The sequence below is a fragment of the Sulfuracidifex metallicus DSM 6482 = JCM 9184 genome (assembly GCA_032834875.1).
Lineage (GTDB): Archaea > Thermoproteota > Thermoprotei_A > Sulfolobales > Sulfolobaceae > Sulfuracidifex > Sulfuracidifex metallicus.
The window spans coordinates 1,546,268-1,564,751 of record CP135238.1 but is presented as its reverse complement, the minus strand read 5'-3'; the positions used below and the strand labels follow the sequence as shown (position 1 = coordinate 1,564,751).

Here is an 18,484-nt window from a genome sequence, read left to right as displayed (position 1 = left end):
TATATGTTTTTATGTTAGAAGAAAAATTTTCTAACGTTGTATGAGAAATCAAAAATAATAGCCTCAATGTTTCTGATGCTGAAGGGACTCACGTAGTTGTTTTATATAGTCTTTTAAAAATTTTATATCGTCCCTCAACCAGTCGTAATTTTCCTCATATATCCACATCAATCCACCTGCAGCATCAACTACTTCGCCCTTAAGTTTCAATTCCTTAACCTTGGCTTTCCAATTGAATACGTCCTTAGAAACTATAAAGATGTAAAAATCCCCATTATTTCTAAGATGAACTTTCCCGTTAAATAGACCTGGAACTTCATACTCCAACTCCTTTGCAAATGGACGGCGCTCAGGAGTTTCCCTTACATCGTACCAATCCTTGAATTTTGCACCCTCTGACTTTAGGATTTCCTCAATCTTCTTAGTTTCCATCAAATAACACCTTTTTGTTTAAGGATTTCCTTAGCGTAGTTACCTATGCCTAATTCTTCGGGAGAAAGTCCGAAGGAGAGACCCAGTAGTTGGGTCACGTAAATGGCTGGAAGAGTCCAACTTACTTTGAACTCGCTCTTCACCTTGTCCTGTAACGTATCAAGTTGAAGATGACATAAAGAGCAAGGATGAATCATTATATCTGCTCCACTTGTCTTTGCAGAGTTTAGCACATTGAAGGCTAGTTTAAGGCCTCCCTTAGGATTGCTACCCATTAATGGAAATCCGCAACACGCAGTCATCATGGGGAAAGGAACGGGAGTAGCTCCAGTAACTGATATTAGATCTTGGAGAGAGTGAGGTTTAAAGGAGAGTTCAAATCCCATGATCTGCTCTGGTCTAAGCATTTGACAACCATAATAGGATCCTACCTTCAATCCTGTCAGTTGTTTTGTAATGTGATTCTTAATAGTTTCAATTCCAACATCCCTCACTAGGACCCAGACTAGATGTTCCGCTGTTGCCTTGTTATTGTAATTGATCGAAGTTCCTTCAATTCTTTTATTTACTCTCTTCCTTAAGTCCTTATTTTCGTTGTACTTATAGGTTGCTAATCTGTGGCTACCCAAACAAACGCTACACGGAGTTACCATCTTGTCCAGTCCCATTTTCTCTACATTGGAAAGATTTCTCAAGTTCAGAGCAACATGAGCTTCCTCATCCTTCTCATCAAGGAAACCTCCTCCACAGCAGTTCCAGTCTTCAACCTCTACCAGCTCAATTCCTAAGACTTCAGCTACCCTTTTTGTAGCAATATCCACGTCCTTTGATAGGCCGTGAGTCGCACAACCAGGATAGTATGCAACCTTCATTCATTTTCACCAAGGGTCATTATTTTCTCTATATCATTTAAGCCTTTGATAGGCACTTCCTTAATCAAAGCATACTTCATTCTACCGCTCTTTATCATAAACACCATGTCAGTCATTGCTTGAACTAGGCCATATGTTCTTAGATAGACTTCAGCTTCGAGCAGCTTCCCAGATCTCCTTATTGTGTCGGCTATGGCGTTTACATGTTTCTCTCCAGTTTCCACTACCTTCGTCTTATCCTTCATCTTGCTGCTCCATGCCCTTGTTTTCTTTATGGTTGTAACTGGCTCTATATCCCTTGGACATACGTTGAAGCATTGATAACAATATGTACAACGCCAGGAACTATCTATCAATATTTTCATTCTTTCTTCGGTTATAGTATCTCTTGGATCTGCAAGGAACCTATATCCCTTAGCGTGGGCCGCTGGGCCAAGGAATTCTGGATCGTTCTTTACCGAGGGACATGAAGAAACACATAACCCGCACCATATACACTGAGCGAACTTCCACAATTCCCTTTGATCCTCTGGAACTAAACGATGTTCAGCTTTGCCGTCCAGAACTTCCTTTGATGGATATAATCTAGGTTTGACCTTATACATCCTTTCGTAGAAGTCGTCAAGATCCACCACCAAATCCTTAACTCTAGGGAACCATTCCATGGGTTCCAAGGTTATTACGTTAGATCCGTATTCATTGATTAACTGTAATGCCAAGGTCTTACAAGCTAACATAGGAGCACCATTAATTTTCATTCCACAGCTTCCGCAAACAGCCATGTGACAAGCTGCTCTATAAGATAAGGATGGATCCTGCTCCGTCTTTATTCTCCTGAGTACTTCGGTCATTTGTGTAAAACGATCTACCGTTAGCTTGTATTCCTGCCACCATTCTCCCTTGTCTGGAGAGAACCTCTTTACCTTAACTATGATTTCCTTTTCCTCGTTTCTTATTGCGGAGGATTTAGGTTCCATCGATTTTTCCGTAACTTGGTTTGCTTGTACCATCTCACATCACCTAATACACTCTTAATTCTGGTTTCCATTTGGTCATCTTAACTGGTTTATATCCAATCTCTACCGTGTTTCCTCTGAGGTAAGAAATTGTGTGCTTTAGCCAATTCTCGTCATCCCTCTGTGTGTAGTCTAGCCTATAGTGAGCTCCTCTTGATTCCTTCCTGTTCAACGCTGCAGAAGATATAACAATTGCTAGGTCCATCATGTTCCTCAACTCTAAGGCATTGAAGAACTCGGTATTGTAGGTCTTGCTCTTGTCGTTTACGTACATCTTGGAGGTCTGTTGTCTTAACTCCTTTACTTCCTTTACTGCCTCTATCATTCCATTCTCTTCCCTAAATACACCGACCTTATCCCACATCACATCTCTTAGCTTGTTCTGAATCTCACCGAAGTGCACTCCAGACTCACTTTTCACAAAAGAGTACGCATCATTGACTAGTTTCTCCAACTCTCCTTCATCTACAGAACTTGATGGAGAAGTTGTTGACTTAAGAAAACTTGCTACAGTCTTTCCAGTTTCCCTTCCAAACACCAAGGTTTCAAGAAGAGAGTTTGAACCCAGCCTGTTGGCTCCGTGGACCGAAACACAAGCTGCCTCACCTGCTGCAAAGAGACCCCTCAAATCGTGGTTAGTTCCAGTAATATCTACGTCAATTCCTCCCATGTAGTAATGTTGAGCTGGCCTCACTGGAATAGGTTCTACGGTAGCATCTATTCCGGAGAAGCTTTTCGCTGCTTCGTAGGCTAAAGCTAGCCTCTCCTTAATGTAATCTGGACCCAGATGGGTTAAATCTAGACCTACGAAACCTCCAGGGAAGCCTCTTCCTTCTTTCACTTCAGTTAAAATTGACCTTGAGGCTATATCTCTGGGGGCTAAGTCGAGCTTGTTAGGAGCATACCTTTTCATAAAACGCTCTCCTTTGTTGTTTATTAGAACTGCCCCCTCTCCTCTTGCTGCTTCGCTTATGAGAATATCTGAAGGATAAAGTGCTGTAGGGTGGAATTGAACAAACTCCGGATCCTTTAACGCAGCTCCAGCCCTCAAAGCCATGGCATAGCCGTCGCCAGTATTTATGTAACTATTAGTGGAATGTCTGTAAAGCATACCCATACCTCCAGTTGCCATAACCACTGCTTTGGCCTCGAAGAATACTGGAGTCATGCTCTTCATCTGCATTGCTATAATCCCTCTTACCCGATCTCCGTCCTTGATCAAATCAAGCGCAAACCATTCGTTATAGAAGTCAACATCTAGCCCAGAGGTTCTTTCGTATATAGTATGAAGTAAAGCCATACCAGTCTTATCTCCCACGAATCTAGTCCTAGGATACGTTTGACCCCCAAAGTACCTTACGGCTACCCTCCCATCAGGTTGTCTATTGAAAAGAGTTCCCCATCTTTCCATGGTCATTGCTATTTCTCCAGATTTGGCAGAAAGGAGCTCGGCAGCGTCCTGATCTACCAGATAATCCCCTCCTTTAACTGTGTCGTATGTCATGTAGTCAGGGTCGTCGTTGGGATCAGAATTACCTGGTATATAAGCTGCGATTCCTCCCTCTGCCGATGATGAATGAGATCTAGTTGGAAATACCTTGGAAATTATAGCTACCTTAAAGCCGTCCCTACCTATCTCATGAGCCGCCATGAGACCCGATAGACCTGCACCTAGAACTATTGCGTCATAAGAGAGTTTCTCCATTTCATACAACAATTGCGGAAAGATGTTTAAAAACATTAGTAAGGTTAGAGCAAATCAAGAAGGTTGTTTACAATATAAGTAGGTTTTATCATGACCCTATCTATGTCTTCCTCCTTAGATATTCCAGTTTGAACCAAAATAGTATCTATTCCTTCATCATTTCCCATCTTTACGTCTGTCTCCAGTTGATCTCCGATCACCACTATTCTATCTTTATCCGTAACGCCTGACCTTTCCATTACTACCTTTAACATCCACGGATTAGGTTTACCTGCTACGAAATCAGGTTCCCTGTTTAGCGCAAAGGAAATTGCCTTAACTAAAGCTCCAGCCCCCAACTTAAGTCCTTCCTTTGAAGGCCATAGCTTATCCATGTTAGTTGCTACGAAGAGAGATCCTTTGCTAATACATCTCATAGCTAAAGATAATTTATCGTAATTGCTAAGTCTATCTAAACCCACAACTACGCTATCTGGTAAGTTTTCATTGGCATCACTTACCGTTAGTACCTTGAAACCAAACCCTTTAAGTTCATCAGACAAGCCTTCTTCTCCAACCACGAAGACACTTTGAACGTTGCCTCTTTCCTTAAGATAAGTAGCTGCAGAGACTGAGCTTGTAATTATGAGGGAAGGATTCACGTCCAGGCCCAGATAAGATATTTGCCTAGAGAGTAAGACCCTATTAAAACCAGAATTATTAGTCACAAGAGCTAGCTTTTTACCTTTAGAAGTCAGTTCCCTTAGTGCCTTTATGTTTTCCCATATTGGTTCTCCTTCCATTAATATTACTCCGTCAACGTCACTAACTATTAAGTCATACTTGCCTAGATTCAAATTGCCTCAATATGTCTATCTTTTCCTTCAGTTTAAAGTTGAGATCTTCGTCATTTAGGAAGAACCCAAAAAGTCCATATGGATAGTATAGAGCGTTTTCGCAAGTCCATTTCCCCGTGAAGGGTAAGGTTAATTTAAAATAATTTGATTTTGCACCTTGAAAAATAAACACTAAATAACTTTCCTCATCATTAAACTTGACTACATATAACTTGCAATCTACTAAATCATTTTCAATTATTTTTTGAGCTCCTAGTTTAACTTTATCTAAGAAAATTTTTTTCACCCCAGTTATATAGATTACTCGTGAACTCCGAAGAACTTACCAGACACTACTACTCAAAGCTGAAAGGTTTACCCGACTTTAAAAAGATAGCAGTCTTCAGCATTCTTGAGTATGCGTTAATAGTAGGAAGATCTTTGGAAACAAGCCTACTTACCTTGCTTTATGCCTTTATCCTTTATTTTTCCCTAATCTCTATTATATTCCTAAAGAACTTCAAAACTGCAATGTTTCTAGGTGACGTTACAGCTCTGCCTTACCTCATATTATCACTCTTTTCCTTTTCCATTTTCGCATTTGGCTTTACGTTACCCATACTTTCATTTTCCATGCTCTTAAGATATGGGGAGAAGAAGTCGTTGATGTTTAGTCTCTTAATTTCTCTGCTCCCAATAGTATTTTTTCCCAAAGAAGTTGTAATTTATCTGATCTACTTGGCTGCGGTTTCATTTCTATACTATCTTTACCTATGGAGCATAAACAAGAAGGGTAAAGACATAGTGGGTATAGCTTCGTTAACCATACTCAGGCCATTCATGAAGGCAGTCATGGAAAAGGATTCAAAACCTTTAGATAATTTCTTTGAAAAAACTTCAGAGGAAAAAGAGATACATATAGCGTTAATTAGATTAGACGACAAGATTCTAGTTATTCCGCAGATCCACTTTGGGATCTTCGGAAATCAGGGAAGTGCAAGACTGCCTTACAAAATTGAGGGGGAGATAAAAGACGCAATAGTCTTCCATGGTCCAGGTAGTCACGAAATTAACTTAGCTACAGCCAAAGAATCGGATAGAATAGCATCTATATTGAAAGGAAGGATTGAGGATGAAAAAGAATGGCAAGAAGCTGTATTCAATGGAATAACCTTCCATAACATAGGAAACTTTCAAGCTACACGCTTAGATTTCTCAAAATTCAGCATCTCATTTCTAGAGAGCCCAATTTCGGGATTGATGACCTACCAGAGCAACTTTGGGAAGAAATTATTAAATACAATAATTTTGTAGTAGACACTCATAACACGTTCTTAAGCAGGGACTTTGATAAGATTGAAATTGAGGATCTAAAAGAATTCTTAAGGGAAAAAAGACAGGGAACAAGCCAAAAGAAGCTATACATAGGTTATGCTGAGAGCTTGTTACCAAATAACTGCGATGGGTATTGTAACAAGAGAATCAGAACATTTGTTATAAGCGACGGTGAGAAAAAGATAGCCATAGTTTACTTCTACGCCAACAACTCTGAACGCGAAACTAGGGATATAATAGCCAAATCTGGTGAAGGTCTAGTAGATAGAACAATAATGGTGACCCCTGACGATCATTCTTGCGCCGGTTCTTCAATGGTCGCAACATATCTTCCTGCAAGACCTTGCGACAACATGTATAACATAGTAAGGAAAACAATAGAGGATGCATTGTCCTCAGTGAAGGAGGTCTCAAGAATTTCCTTTATGGTAGTAAAACTAAGGGCAAAAATGATCGGAAAAATAATTTCCTCCATGCTGGAAGGATTGGAAAAAGTAGGTAATTTCGTATCTAGGACCTTCTGGGTTCCATTGGCTCTTCCATATTTCGTATTTGCCTTATTTTTATATTTCTTAAATTGACTTATTAAAATCTAAGATGATGGAATCAGTTTGGGATTTCCATATCATTAGTTCCTTAGGATCTTGAGGATATGACTTGTATTGTTCCTTAATCTTCTTCATGTACTCGGCGACCGTCTTAAGTTTCATCAATAGTGATGGCCTGCCTAGCCCTGCAATTACCCTAGTAGCTTTCTCCGCAACAGAAAGTTGCAAGTCGCCTTTTTCACTGGCCACCAAAAGGTCCTCCTCCTTTATCACCTTCTTCCTCATTCCGTAGTCTATATCCTCATCGGAAAGCTTCTGTAAGAAGCGTCTAAATAGATCTAGACTGGCCTGCTTGGCACCATACCTTTCAATATAACATAGATTTGCATCCCACATGGACTCCTTGCTGTAGTCATTTTTTTCTAATGCACCCATTATAGATCTCGCAACACAGAAACCTGAAATCATAGCAGAACCTTTACCACCTCCATGAACTGGATTTACAGTGAAAGCTGAATCTCCTATAACCGCCATTCCATCCCAGACTATCGTGGCAAGAGGTCTTCTAGTTGGAACTAATGCTCCTCCCTTTACCACCAACCTATCCTTATCGACGTCGGGGGCATATTGATCTAAATACTTCTGATAAAAGTCGTGTATGCTAGGATATCCCATTCCTCCTTGTATTCCTAAACCGACGTTGACCTTGTTAGGACCTTTAGGAAAATACCACCAATACCCTCCAGGAGAGGCCTTCTGTGAGACAAATATTTTGAGATACTTATAGTCTTCAATTTCATCCTTAGTATAAAGGACTTCTCTATATGCTACATCTGCATCTCTGTCGTCTAAGGGTTCAGTTACGGGTAATTGCTGAGGCAATTTACTTCTGAAGCTCATTGAATAACCAGTGGCGTCTACAGTGACGTTAGCTCTAACCTCGAGAGTCTCGTTTGTCCTTCTGTTGTAAATTATGGATCCTACAACCTTTCCTCCTTCAACTAAAGGCTTCATTGATGTTGTATTATCCATTACTTCAACTCCCTTATCCTGAGCTTCCTTCAATAGGCGTTGAGTGTAAGCTGGAGCGTTCAACTCGAAACCTTCTCCTTTTACAGTCCACTCCGTCTTCATGTCTGGGCTATACAGCTTTATGCCCTCAATTTTGCCTTCAAGTTGATCACCTTCAGGATATGGAAGACCTAAATTATCGAAATGCTCCTTACTTACTGCGTCTCCACAAGGTTTGTCCCCTATTCTATTCCAAGGCTTGCTGTCAATTAGAAGAACCTTTATTCCCTTCCCAGAAAGGTGCCATGCAGTAGAAGAACCAGCTAATCCTCCACCTATAATGAGGACGTCGTACTTTAAGTCCTTCAAGACTATCTAACTAATAATTGAGATATATGTAGCTATAAAACTACTTACACATGTCCTTAACTAAATTTACCTTATAGGAATTTGGAATAGACTGAGATATTTTCTTTATTATATTTCTCTTTTCTTCATCGCAATAAAATATTATACCTACATTATCTGAGAACTCTTCTTGAATCACCTTCATCATTTTCTCGATCTCGTCTTCTTTCCAAGTAAAGATTTCAACGCCCAGATCTATGTTATCAAGTAATGGTTCTCTAGCATACGAAGTAAATTCGTGAAACGGAATATCTGTAATGAAGTGTAAATATACTTTCTTGCCACTACTAGCCCTCGAACTTCTGAATACATATTTTATTAGGTCTGGTATGTTCTCCGGTCTAGTAGAAGAGATTACAATTATGGGCCTATACGTTATTGACATAAATGAGTAATCAAACATTCACATAATAATGTTTACCTTTAGGCCTTGAGGCTCCTTATGTAATGAGATGAGTCCGTTAGCACTAGATAGCCTCTGCTATCTGGAGGATATTCCCTAGTTATTCCGCCAACATATATTACTCTGGCTAACTTGTCTATTTCTAGCCTTTTTGGCTGTCCTAAGACTACCCAATCCCAAGGTCCAGCTCCGATACTCCTCCTCAATTGGTCAAGGTCTCCCTGATGACCATGAAGAATGTAGTACTTCACTGAAGCTGCCTCAGTTATGTACATTGTAGTTCCAATTATCTCTTCCCTGTATCTAGGCTCTGCGGTTATGCATTTCACTGCGTGTGGATCCATATCGCCCTGAACGTAGACAACTTGGGCCCACGGTGCAATGCTCCTTATAACGTACAGCACATCTATTACTCTAGGACATTCGTAATCCCAATAACACTGAGTTGTATCGCCGTCCAGCACTATTGTCTCCGGTTCCTCCTTCTTTATTATTGTAGATAATGTGCTCTCTATGTGGGGTTCTGGGAACCTTATATTACTTAAGACTAAAGTTTTCACTGGAAATCACCCTTATATATAAGACATTGAGTCTTTTCACTATTCTTAAAACATCTTGGCATTCCGTTTGTGTTAAAATGGGCAGAAACCTCACCATATTTACTTAATCCTATCATTCCTATATTTCCTTTACCAAATATCGAAGTGACCTTATCAACTGAAGATCTTATAGCGTTATCCAATGTTAAACCCATAGAAAACAAGATGTCAACCTCCTTTGCTGGAAGCGTCTTCAATATTATCTCTCCTATTCCAGTTGAAGATACACCTATTCTCTCAGTAGCGTAGAAACCTGCGCCGGGTATTGGAGAATCTCCTATCCTCCCTGGATCCTTTCCAGATATTCCTCCTGTACTGGTGCCTGCCACTATTCTTCCTTCCTTGTCTAAGGCAACGGCTCCTACTGTGTCTCCCCCAGAGTCATGAAAGCTAGACGTTGTCTGAATTCCCTTAGCTATAATTACGTGTTTACCTTTTCTCATAACTTTCAATGCCTCCCTGATTGGATTCCCAGAATTGACAAGAACCACCGAACCTGCACTCATAGTTTTCCCGTCCATCAAACCGGCATCCATTTCAACATTTCCTTCACTGTTCTTTACGCTACCCTTACCAGCGTCGAAGAGCCCAGAGTCCTCCATAAAGGATATTGCTTCTACTACCGCTTCTATGGACGAGCCAGAGCTGAATTCCTCAAAGCCCCTCTCCGTGGCTTCCCTGATAGCTTTCTCAACTTCATGTAAATCTTTCCCTTCCCAATAGCCTGCTCCACCATGTAAAATAATCACAGGAATAGAAGATATCACGTGATAATGTTACAGATATATTTTTTATTTTTTACTTACTACTTCCCTTCGAACATGAAGGATACAACAGTACTCATAGTTTCGGTTTTACTTATCTTGTTAACTGCTGTCCCTGGTTTCGTCCATAATCTTCCAGCCTTTGTAATAGGCTCCATAATAGACCTAACTATTGCAGGATATTTTCTTTACAACGAAAGACCTTGGACTGGATATAAGGCATCCGTAACTAGCACGTACTTCAGTGGTCTGGTTGCATTAGGTGGAGGGCTGGGAGTATTCCTGATTCTTCCCCTTGAACCCAGATACTTCGCTGCAATAGCTCTAGTTGACGCTATACCTTTCATAGTTTCCTTTGCATTTTCTCTAAGATTCCTAAAGAATTTAATAAGAACAGGAAATATATTATCTACTGGAAACGGTTTCCTTGCCTTACTTTTATTAGTCTTCATAGGGGGCCTCGTCGGAAGGTTCCTAGATAACTTCTACGAACTTATAGTTGTTTATTCAGGTTTCTTAATAATGGGAATTTTAGCTATGATGTATTTTAGAAAGTAAGGTGAAAATATGGACATAGCTGTAGTAGGAGGAGGTCCTGCTGGTTTATCCTTTGCCTGGTTAATGAAGGGAAGAAGGAACTATGACGTTACAGTTTACGAGGGACTGGACAAGGTAGGATATAAACCTTGTGCTTGGGGATTGATGAATGGCGTGGAAGACTTAATTCCTTTAAAAAAGGAACACATCGTAAGCGAAATAAAGGGGTTTAGAATATTCCTTGACGGAAAGATCGTACACGATATAAGAGGAGATGAAAGACTTGGATACATAGTAGATAAACCGATGATGCTCCGAGATATGGCATCTCAACTCAACGTTAAATATAAATCAAATGTCTCAGCTAAGGAAGGAAAGCCTTTCGTAAGTTCCCAAGAGCTTAAGGCTGATAAGGTTATTTTTGCAAACGGGCACTACTCATTACCTAAGGATAGAACAGTTCCAGCCATACAATACGTTACAGATTTCCCTCAAGATCCTGAAGTCGTGGACTTCTATTTCTACAGTGACTTGTTAGGCTATGCATGGGTCTTTCCAGATAGAGAGGGAGCTAAGATAGGAATAGGAGGATATGCAGACGTCAATTTTCTTCAAGAGAGATTGAAGCCATTAGTCAAGGGAAGGGTATCCCTTTTTCATGGGGCTAGGGTTTCAGACACTGGAGTTGTAGAGGACAGACTAAACGGTAACTACATGGGTGAGGCTTTAGGTACAGTTTATGCCCTTACAGGAGAAGGCATACGGCCGTCAATAATTTCAGCTAAAATTATGGCTGAATCCATTCTGGAAAATAAGGACTTTAAAAAGGAATTCAAGAAGTCTAAGTTATATAATTCCCTTAAGGTTCACGCCAAGATAGTTTCCGATTCTAAAGGAAAGGATAAGCTTGAAGGATTAACGAAAGTCTTGATGAAGTCTGATCCTAAGTTAGTACTTAAAGTAGCGTTAGGTGACTTTAACAACTTCGATCTACTAAAATTACTGGGGAGGACAATCTTTTGAATTCGTATTATCTTGACGATGTGGATAAAAGAATCTTGAACATATTACAGGAAGATGCAAGAATACCTTTTTCAAGACTCGCTAAGATGCTGAACCTAAGCGAAGCGACAATTTACATGAGAATAAAGCGACTTAAGGAGAACGGTGTTATAAAGGGTTTCTTTACAGATATCGATTTCGATAAGATAGGCCTAAGTGTAGTAGCTTTCGTAATGATCAAGGCAGAGCCTAAACAATATGAGAAAGTAATAGAAGAGTTGATAAAACAAAAGGAAATTTTTGAAATATATGACGTTACAGGAGAGTTTTACGCTCTCCTCAAGGTTAGAGTCGAGACCAGAGAAGAGCTGGCTAAGGTCTTGGATAAGTTAGGTAACTTGGAGGGTGTAACTTCAACTTATACTATGATAGTATTAAGAGTACTAAAGGAGAAAAGAAACGTAGACTAACGTTAAGATCAGGGCGAGAGCTCATCTTCACCTTTCAGACGGTTTGTTAGTCCTCATTTCTTAATCTTTTCTAAAAGATGCTTAACTATAAATCTTGCAGGGTCAATCCCAGTAGCTGACTTGAACCCATGCCATAAAGGTGATGCATTTACTTCCAGGACTTTGTAATCCTTTCCTTCGGTATCCTCAACTACATCTATTCCAGCGTAATCCATTTTCATGGCTTTTATTACCTTAAGTCCTATCTCTTTCAATTCCGCAGATAATGTAACAACCTGAGCTACTGCCCCTTGAGCTACGTTAGTTTTCCAACTTCCATTAGCAAACCTGAATATACTCCCAATTACCTCATCCCCCACTACAAATACCCTTATATCTCTATCAGGCTTCTTAATATATTTTTGAACATATACAGGCTGATTTACGGAAAGTATGGATTTAGATACCCTATAGGCTATATCAGGGTCTGAGACCTTTACAGACCCTAGACCTAGACTACCTATGAGGGGTTTTATTACGACCTCTCCCCATCTCTGAGTTAGCAACATCGCTTCCTTGGGGTCCTCTACCATAGCGGTTTCAGGTACAGGGATACCGTTCTTTGAAAGCTCAAGTAGACTAGCGTATTTGTCTCTAGCTAAAGCTATAGACTCAGGCGAGTTCATTGTTGTTATTCCAATATGTCTTAGAGCCTTCAGTGAGTTAAACCTCTTGACGAGCTGCTCCGTCGTAGTTATAGAACCAACGTTTCTTATTAGGGCGCCATCTAAAGTAAAGTTCCTTCCAGCGTAGTTAATTTCCTCCCCTTTCTTAGATATTATCACGTTAAGTTTGGATGGTCTAATGTAATATGCTGAATGACCTTGGGATTTTATCTCTTGCAGAAGTTCTTTCGACGCTTCAGTAACCTTTTGAGACTCATGAATCACAGCAATTTTAATATTATTTCACCATGTTTCCGCATATTTTCATTAATTTAAAAACTATCTATACCAGCTTCGTTAAGTAGTCCCGTAATGAGGAAATCGGGCATCTGCTGGATATCGCTTCTAAAATGCGATATAAAAGGAAGTTGATTTACCATCTCTATATACCTTTCTTTATACTTAAGGAAGCTGTTTTTAACATATTCTTGAGTCTTGTCGCCGGCCAGTTCGTAAAGTTGTCTCGCACTTCCTACTAACTTTTCTGGCTCCATCGTCTTCACGTCTGCGTAGTCGTCTATTACCTGATACATCACTCCTAGAAGTCTACCCATTTCTAACAGAGAATCTAATAGCTCAACCTTATGAGAGGCAAAGGAGGCTATACAAGTGGAAAGCTTGAAAAGACTGCTAGTTTTAAGGTCTATGGTCTGCTCATAATCTTCCTTCTTTCCGTAAAGATCCTTCAATGCACCAACTGCAGTATCCTTCCATAGATTTATACTGGTGTTTAGAGCTATCTCCCCGTAAGTTGAAATCATGTTAAGAGCTGTCGGTATTAGGTAATTTGTTACGAATATCACCCTCCTATTTCCGTAAACAGTCCATGCAGATTTGTCCCCTCTTCTTGTTACATCGTAGTCCACTATGTCGTCCAAAGCCAAGGAAGCTGAGTGAAGTATTTCAGTTGCCACTGCTCCTTTCAGTGCTGATTCTATTGTTCCTCCCAAGGCTTCAGTGAAAAATAGGGCTAATGTCCCCCTAAACCTCTTCCCGTCCTTCATAATGTATTTAGACATTTCCAAAACTTCCCATTCTTTCACTCCCTTTAGAAAATCCTCTATCATCAGGTCTATAGTTGATTTAGTTTTTCCCCAGAATTCTAATAATGACATCTCAGGCACCCATTTTAAGCGTTAGATAGGAGGGCGCAAGTATCGGATCTGCGTCCAGAAGAATTTCCTTTACTTCCGATTTTTTTGAGATCATTGTTCTTACTCTTCTCATAATCATCATGTCAGAACCATTATATATTATTAATGAATTAATTAATATATTATAGTTTGCAACTGTCTTAACATCAAGACCTGCATTTTTGAGATAAGCAAGTGATGGTTCCATTGTTGGAGATAGAATTACTTGATACTCAGATGGCTTTATGCCTTCTCCCAGAGAGTTTAGCCAATCATGAAGGTCCGAGAGGTCTAAAAGTTGATCTATTATTCTCTTGACCCTAGGAGTCAGCTGAGCCTTCTTGCATAGAGATAATACAACAGAAAGGGAAAGTGAAACTGCACCTAAGCTTTTAGGCTCAAATAAGGTCAAATTTAAATCTCCTCCTCTTCTTTCTAGTCCCTCTGGCAAGGAAGAGGTAAATAGATCAGTGCTGAACCCAGTGAACCTTAACGTATCAGTTAATCTAATTACGTTATCGGTGTCCGTAAGGAAGCCTACTACCTTTCCGGGTTCAACATAAGGTGCAATATTAAGGATAAACTCATTTACGTCAAAAATCCGAGGAGAATAGAAGAAAAGGGATGCTAAAGCTCTGGCGTAAGTAAAAGCGGAAAGCCTTCCAAAATCATCATAAATAATGAAATCAGGTTTTGATGAAATATCTAGGGGTTTTACAGTAAGGCGTTCTCCAGAGAATTGCAACAAGAGCACTCACCTCGCTCTGGTTCCAGAGGTAAATCCTTTATTACTTCCATGACAAGTTTCTTGGCATTTTCTGTATTCCTCTTCATTACAGAAGTGACCTCTTCCGCAGTTACAGGTACGTCAGCAAACACGTCATAGTCAGTAACCATAGCTAAAGTTGCATAGCACATTTGCGCCTCACAAGCTAGGTTTACCTCTGGAACCGCAGTCATCCCTATGATGTCTGCTTTAAATGACTCCTTCCATGTCCTACTCTCCGCCCTGGTAGAAAACCTTGGACCTTCAATGCATATATATGTTCCCTTTTCATGGACAGTAATGCCAATTGACTTACTTTTCTCTACAAGCCTTTTCCGTAACGAGTTACAGAAGGGATCAGCCATGGAAACATGAGCTACCGTCGGACCGTCAAAGAAAGTGTATTCCCTCTTCTTTGTCATATCTATAAATTGATCTGGAACCACAAAGTCTCCTGGCTTATAATCCATCCTGAGGCTTCCTACCGCTGAAACTGATATAATCCATTTTACGCCTAATTCCTTTAACGCCCATATATTAGCTCTATAATTTATCATATGAGGGGGAATTCTATGACCCTTTCCATGTCTTGGAAGGAAAGCTACGCTAAGGTTGCCCATTTTTCCTATCGAAATGTAGTCGCTTGGCTGTCCATAAGGGGTATATACCTTGATTTCCTTTACGTCGCTTATATATGAAAGGTCGTAAATTCCTGACCCGCCAATAATGGCCACTGATGCTCTTTCTTTCTGCTCTAACACATGAAGAGTTAATCGTTGTTTCGATAAAAAATCTTATTATTTTTCGTAAACTTCCCCATTCAAGAGAAGATTTTTAACTTGCCTTCTGACTAAGGTTTTGGTAATAGTCTTGGTTAAAATACCCGTTAAGGTTGTAACGTGGGATGATATAGTAAAGCTTTCAACTAATTTATCAAGGAAAATTAGAGAAAGCGGGTATAACGTTGATGTTATAGTTGCAATAGCCAGAGGAGGATTAGTTCCTTCACGAATAGTCGCTGACGTACTAGGCGTAATGGATGTTCTATCTATAAAAATAGAACATTGGGTAGAAACTGCTTCTCATACCCCGCAAGCTAAGGTAAAATACAATTATACGTTATCTCTTGATGGAAAGAACGTGTTAATCATAGATGACATTACAGATACCGGAGACAGCATGGAGTTAGCTAGGGATTACGTAATGAAGAACTTTCACCCTGAGGTAGCTAAAACTGCTACCATGCAGCACATATCCACAGCGTCCAAGTCCACTCCTGACTTCTTTGCAGAGGAAGTCAGGGACTGGACATGGTTTATGTATCCTTGGAATTATTGGGAGGACATGATAAATCTCGTCGGTAAAATACTTAAGGAAAAGGCAGAAACGAAGGAGAAGTTAGATTCAAACGAAATTGAAAGAGATTTCAGAGATAGTTATGGAGTTTTACCCCCAATCCCGATAGAGGACGTAATAAAAGAGATGCAGTATAGAAATAAAATATAATTATAGCTTTTTTTAAAAAAAGAAACAATAAGTGATAATATTTTTAGTTTAATTTAAATCTAAGTTTACCTACTGCGCCTCCAAAGGTCTTACCTACCCATTCAGCGTCTGGAAGCTCGCTACCTACTATATAAACGGTAGTTCCAAAGCTTTCTGCCTTCTGTATTAAGTTTTGCAGTTCCTGATTGTTAGGATCGTCGTAAACTATCAATGAGTCTACAGCACCCATCTCAATGGCCTTCTTTATTTCATTTATACCGTAAATTACCATGCCATCGTCTTTAGCCAGATGATACTTTATCTCGTCCATTAAGTTATTTACCTTTATGTATTTCTGCTCCTTTAATATGTCTGAAGCCTTGATCACCATATCCCTTAGTCCAACTTCTCCTTGATCTGCGAGATCATAGAGAGGCTGAAGTATAAGCTTCTTCACTCTATAGTCGACGTAATCGCCCTTGTAAAAATCTTCTTTTGCGTACCCTGGTCCCCCTAGTAATATCCCCCTTAATTTCTTATCCTCAATGATTGGAACAAAGTAAGCGTTAACCTTCTCTCCTACTTCCTTTAAGAAGTGATCGTAAGCTTCCTCAATTAATCTGTCAATACGTCGCTGTGACTGTCCTCCCATCATATGTTTTCCAGGGACGTATCCCTCAAATTCTTCTAGAACCTCTATCCTAGATCCCCTTAGTAAGCCTATAGTAGCTTGGTCCCTCTCAACTATTATGAGACCAAATGCGTCAGAATCCTCTACCATATCTTCTAAGAACTCGGTATGGAAGAACTTGTCAGTTCTATAGAAGAACACTAGAACCTTCTCTGGAGGAGAAAACATGTAACATTTATACTCATTAGTATCAAAATTTTCTCCACAAAACATTACCAATCCATTTTGGGGTATCTTAGTTATCTGCGTTAACCTATCTATTGCTCCAGTAATGGCTGATTCCACAGCATCTCTAGTACGTTTTAGCTTTATGTTCTGTGATATCGACGCTTCCTCCCTCAACAAATTAACTACGTCTGCTACTGGCCTTCCCTCTGGAACGTACAACGAGAGCAGAACTGTAGCAGGAGCAGACCATTTCTTAAGCTCCCTTAAAAGTACTTTTAGCTCTTGTCTACTTATGGAGTATTTGTCAAAGACTCATCCCTAATCAAGAAGAATTTATCCCTGAAATTATTAAAGGTTAATTGTGATAGCCTTGGATAAGAAAACGTTTTTATGCCATTTTAATTTAGTAAGTATTGAGCGGGAGTGCCCGAGCTAAGCCAAAGGGGGCCGGACTGAGGCTCCGGTGGCGTAGGCCTGCGTGGGTCCAAATCCCACCTCCCGCACTTTGATACTAAGGTACTCCTTAACGATTTGATCTAAAGATCCTATGTAATGATCCCTCCTATTACTCCTATCACCATTCTCTATAGCATAAACGTAATACTTCCCCTTGACTTCCCTTATTCTGATATCACCAAATGTGAAAGTCTTATTACCCATTACCTTGTTATCAGCACGTCGTTTTAAAAGCCTTGATAATTATCATATCAGTCGTGGTTATGAAAGAAAGTGATAAGGATTCCTCGATTTAGAGAATATCTCAGTTTCAGCCTCAAGTTTAAACAAAATAGTGGGCCTTTGCATAAAATTTTAATATCAAAGAAATATACACATTAATACTTTTTCTATATTTAATAAAGAAAAGTTAGATGTAATTGAAGATACTCCCACATAAAGAGCATTTATATAGCTTTTTCCTCTGATTAATTAAGATTGATAACGACGAACCACATTTAGGACATAAGACGGAGTAAAGCCTACCTTGAATCTTTCTCCCATCTGCTACGATAATTTTATCATGTGAATGATCATAGCTCTCCTTTAATATAATCTTTTCATTGGACTTAGTTTTGAACCCGCAGTTTTTACATACTGCTATGTCTTTCCTTATCGTCAACATTCCATTACATTTAGGGCAAAACTTCATGCAATCAATTTGGCTATATCGTTTTTAATTGTTATCATAACAACTTCTCTAACCGTGAATAAAGACATAGGTAGAAACGCTGAGAGAGAACTTGTGAAGATCTTAAGTTCAATGGGATACAGAGCTGTTAGAATACCAACATCAAATTCTTCTCCTAATCCACTTCCTGATGTTTTTGCAACATTTGGAGGTACTTTACTCGCATTCGAAGTGAAAAGCACGTGGGAGCCAAAACTCAAAATAAGGGAAATTCAAATAAGGAAGATATTAGATTTCCTTTCTATGTTTACTATGGAAGGACATGCATATGTTGCAGTTAAGTTCAAATCTTTCAAGAAATGGGAATTCTTTGAGGTTTTGAACCCATCCAGTATTGAGGTCAAGGTAGGCAACGGGATAGACTTGTCTAGTCTCTCACATATACAAAGATTTAACGCTGAGGAACTTATCTGAAGAAAGCTTTAAGATATATC

General features: G+C 39.6%; 21 protein-coding genes, 1 tRNA gene and 2 pseudogenes. 7 read left to right on the top strand and 17 right to left on the bottom strand.

Features of this window, described 5'->3' with window-relative positions:
- Window positions 1-63: 63 nt before the first annotated feature.
- From RQ359_RS08650 to RQ359_RS08625, 6 genes are read right to left on the bottom strand one after another with little or no spacing between them, the layout of a single operon-like run.
- Window positions 64-432: a succinate dehydrogenase gene (locus RQ359_RS08650; RefSeq protein ID WP_156016858.1), complete on the bottom strand. Its 369-nt coding sequence runs from the start codon at window positions 430-432 to the stop codon at window positions 64-66.
- Entirely contained in the window at window positions 432-1,304 is an 873-nt protein-coding gene (locus RQ359_RS08645) for a CoB--CoM heterodisulfide reductase iron-sulfur subunit B family protein (RefSeq protein ID WP_054837933.1), read from the bottom strand. The genes RQ359_RS08650 and RQ359_RS08645 overlap by 1 nt, the downstream gene beginning before the upstream one ends.
- Entirely contained in the window at window positions 1,301-2,281 is a 981-nt protein-coding gene (locus RQ359_RS08640) for a succinate dehydrogenase/fumarate reductase iron-sulfur subunit (protein WP_054837967.1), read from the bottom strand. The genes RQ359_RS08645 and RQ359_RS08640 overlap by 4 nt, the downstream gene beginning before the upstream one ends.
- A 43-nt stretch (window positions 2,282-2,324) precedes the next feature.
- Window positions 2,325-4,025 (bottom strand): succinate dehydrogenase flavoprotein subunit, encoded by a 1,701-nt coding sequence (locus tag RQ359_RS08635; RefSeq protein ID WP_054837934.1) that lies wholly within the window; start codon window positions 4,023-4,025, stop codon window positions 2,325-2,327.
- A 44-nt stretch (window positions 4,026-4,069) separates the two neighbouring features.
- Window positions 4,070-4,861, bottom strand: a complete 792-nt coding sequence (locus RQ359_RS08630) for an HAD-IIA family hydrolase (protein WP_083476905.1) — start codon at window positions 4,859-4,861, stop codon at window positions 4,070-4,072.
- Window positions 4,842-5,147 carry a hypothetical protein gene (locus RQ359_RS08625; RefSeq protein WP_054837935.1) on the bottom strand — a complete coding sequence of 102 codons (306 nt, stop codon included), beginning with the start codon at window positions 5,145-5,147 and terminating at the stop codon, window positions 4,842-4,844. The genes RQ359_RS08630 and RQ359_RS08625 overlap by 20 nt, the downstream gene beginning before the upstream one ends.
- 20 nt (window positions 5,148-5,167) lie before the next feature.
- Here RQ359_RS08625 and RQ359_RS08620 point away from each other — a divergent pair.
- Window positions 5,168-6,756, top strand: a pseudogene (locus tag RQ359_RS08620) (DUF2070 family protein).
- Here RQ359_RS08620 and RQ359_RS08615 read toward each other — a convergent pair.
- From RQ359_RS08615 to RQ359_RS08600, 4 genes are read right to left on the bottom strand one after another with little or no spacing between them, the layout of a single operon-like run.
- Window positions 6,748-8,103 (bottom strand): digeranylgeranylglycerophospholipid reductase, encoded by a 1,356-nt coding sequence (locus tag RQ359_RS08615; protein ID WP_156016862.1) that lies wholly within the window; start codon window positions 8,101-8,103, stop codon window positions 6,748-6,750. The pseudogene RQ359_RS08620 and the gene RQ359_RS08615 overlap by 9 nt on opposite strands.
- Window positions 8,104-8,143: 40 nt before the next feature.
- The gene (locus RQ359_RS08610) at window positions 8,144-8,527 is read right to left on the bottom strand and encodes a DUF5751 family protein (protein WP_162308988.1); all 384 of its coding nucleotides are present in this window, start codon (window positions 8,525-8,527) and stop codon (window positions 8,144-8,146) included.
- A gap of 38 nt (window positions 8,528-8,565) precedes the next feature.
- Window positions 8,566-9,105, bottom strand: coding sequence for a metallophosphoesterase family protein (locus RQ359_RS08605; RefSeq protein ID WP_277021235.1), 540 nt, complete (start codon window positions 9,103-9,105; stop codon window positions 8,566-8,568).
- Window positions 9,102-9,911 carry an isoaspartyl peptidase/L-asparaginase gene (locus RQ359_RS08600; RefSeq protein ID WP_338116981.1) on the bottom strand — a complete coding sequence of 270 codons (810 nt, stop codon included), beginning with the start codon at window positions 9,909-9,911 and terminating at the stop codon, window positions 9,102-9,104. The genes RQ359_RS08605 and RQ359_RS08600 overlap by 4 nt, the downstream gene beginning before the upstream one ends.
- A 54-nt stretch (window positions 9,912-9,965) precedes the next feature.
- On the opposite strand from RQ359_RS08600, the gene RQ359_RS08595 reads away from it, so the two are divergent.
- Genes RQ359_RS08595 through RQ359_RS08585 form a run of 3 tightly spaced genes read left to right on the top strand, consistent with a single transcriptional unit; the run spans window position 9,966 to window position 11,917 of the window.
- Entirely contained in the window at window positions 9,966-10,466 is a 501-nt protein-coding gene (locus RQ359_RS08595) for a hypothetical protein (RefSeq protein WP_054837937.1), read from the top strand.
- Window positions 10,467-10,475: 9 nt separating this feature from the next.
- Window positions 10,476-11,468 carry an NAD(P)/FAD-dependent oxidoreductase gene (locus RQ359_RS08590; protein ID WP_156016868.1) on the top strand — a complete coding sequence of 331 codons (993 nt, stop codon included), beginning with the start codon at window positions 10,476-10,478 and terminating at the stop codon, window positions 11,466-11,468.
- Window positions 11,465-11,917, top strand: coding sequence for an Lrp/AsnC family transcriptional regulator (locus RQ359_RS08585; RefSeq protein ID WP_054837938.1), 453 nt, complete (start codon window positions 11,465-11,467; stop codon window positions 11,915-11,917). Before RQ359_RS08590 ends, RQ359_RS08585 begins: the two co-directional genes overlap by 4 nt.
- Before the next feature lie 53 nt (window positions 11,918-11,970).
- Here the strand turns inward: RQ359_RS08585 and RQ359_RS08580 are convergent, their stop codons facing one another.
- Genes RQ359_RS08580 through RQ359_RS08565 form a run of 4 tightly spaced genes read right to left on the bottom strand, consistent with a single transcriptional unit; the run spans window position 11,971 to window position 15,281 of the window.
- Window positions 11,971-12,846: an ATP-grasp domain-containing protein gene (locus RQ359_RS08580; RefSeq protein WP_256201782.1), complete on the bottom strand. Its 876-nt coding sequence runs from the start codon at window positions 12,844-12,846 to the stop codon at window positions 11,971-11,973.
- Between the two features lie 47 nt (window positions 12,847-12,893).
- The gene (gdS-2, locus tag RQ359_RS08575; protein WP_054837970.1) at window positions 12,894-13,736 is read right to left on the bottom strand and encodes a hexaprenyl pyrophosphate synthase; all 843 of its coding nucleotides are present in this window, start codon (window positions 13,734-13,736) and stop codon (window positions 12,894-12,896) included.
- 1 nt (window position 13,737) lies between these two features.
- Entirely contained in the window at window positions 13,738-14,502 is a 765-nt protein-coding gene (locus RQ359_RS08570) for a hypothetical protein (protein ID WP_156016870.1), read from the bottom strand.
- On the bottom strand, window positions 14,469-15,281 hold the full coding sequence (locus RQ359_RS08565; protein ID WP_054837940.1) for an S-methyl-5'-thioadenosine phosphorylase: 813 nt from the start codon (window positions 15,279-15,281) through the stop codon (window positions 14,469-14,471). The genes RQ359_RS08570 and RQ359_RS08565 overlap by 34 nt, the downstream gene beginning before the upstream one ends.
- Window positions 15,282-15,390: 109 nt before the next feature.
- Between RQ359_RS08565 and RQ359_RS08560 the strand changes: the two genes are divergently transcribed.
- Window positions 15,391-16,026 carry a phosphoribosyltransferase gene (locus RQ359_RS08560; protein WP_054837971.1) on the top strand — a complete coding sequence of 212 codons (636 nt, stop codon included), beginning with the start codon at window positions 15,391-15,393 and terminating at the stop codon, window positions 16,024-16,026.
- Window positions 16,027-16,069: 43 nt separating this feature from the next.
- On the opposite strand, the gene prf1 is transcribed toward RQ359_RS08560, so the two are convergent.
- A complete protein-coding gene (gene prf1, locus RQ359_RS08555; protein WP_083476909.1) occupies window positions 16,070-17,158 on the bottom strand; it encodes a peptide chain release factor aRF-1 in 1,089 nt (362 codons plus the stop codon).
- A 123-nt stretch (window positions 17,159-17,281) separates the two neighbouring features.
- Between prf1 and RQ359_RS08550 the strand changes: the two genes are divergently transcribed.
- Window positions 17,282-17,367: transfer RNA gene (locus RQ359_RS08550), tRNA-Leu, on the top strand.
- A gap of 16 nt (window positions 17,368-17,383) precedes the next feature.
- On the opposite strand, the pseudogene RQ359_RS08545 reads toward RQ359_RS08550, so the two are convergent.
- Window positions 17,384-17,524, bottom strand: a pseudogene (locus RQ359_RS08545) (putative integrase); the annotation flags it as partial.
- Window positions 17,525-17,729: 205 nt separating this feature from the next.
- Window positions 17,730-18,011: a transcription factor S4 gene (tfs4, locus tag RQ359_RS08540; RefSeq protein ID WP_157042925.1), complete on the bottom strand. Its 282-nt coding sequence runs from the start codon at window positions 18,009-18,011 to the stop codon at window positions 17,730-17,732.
- A 54-nt stretch (window positions 18,012-18,065) separates the two neighbouring features.
- On the opposite strand from tfs4, the gene hjc reads away from it, so the two are divergent.
- The gene (gene hjc, locus RQ359_RS08535; RefSeq protein ID WP_054837972.1) at window positions 18,066-18,464 is read left to right on the top strand and encodes a Holliday junction resolvase Hjc; all 399 of its coding nucleotides are present in this window, start codon (window positions 18,066-18,068) and stop codon (window positions 18,462-18,464) included.
- Window positions 18,465-18,484 lie beyond the last annotated feature (20 nt).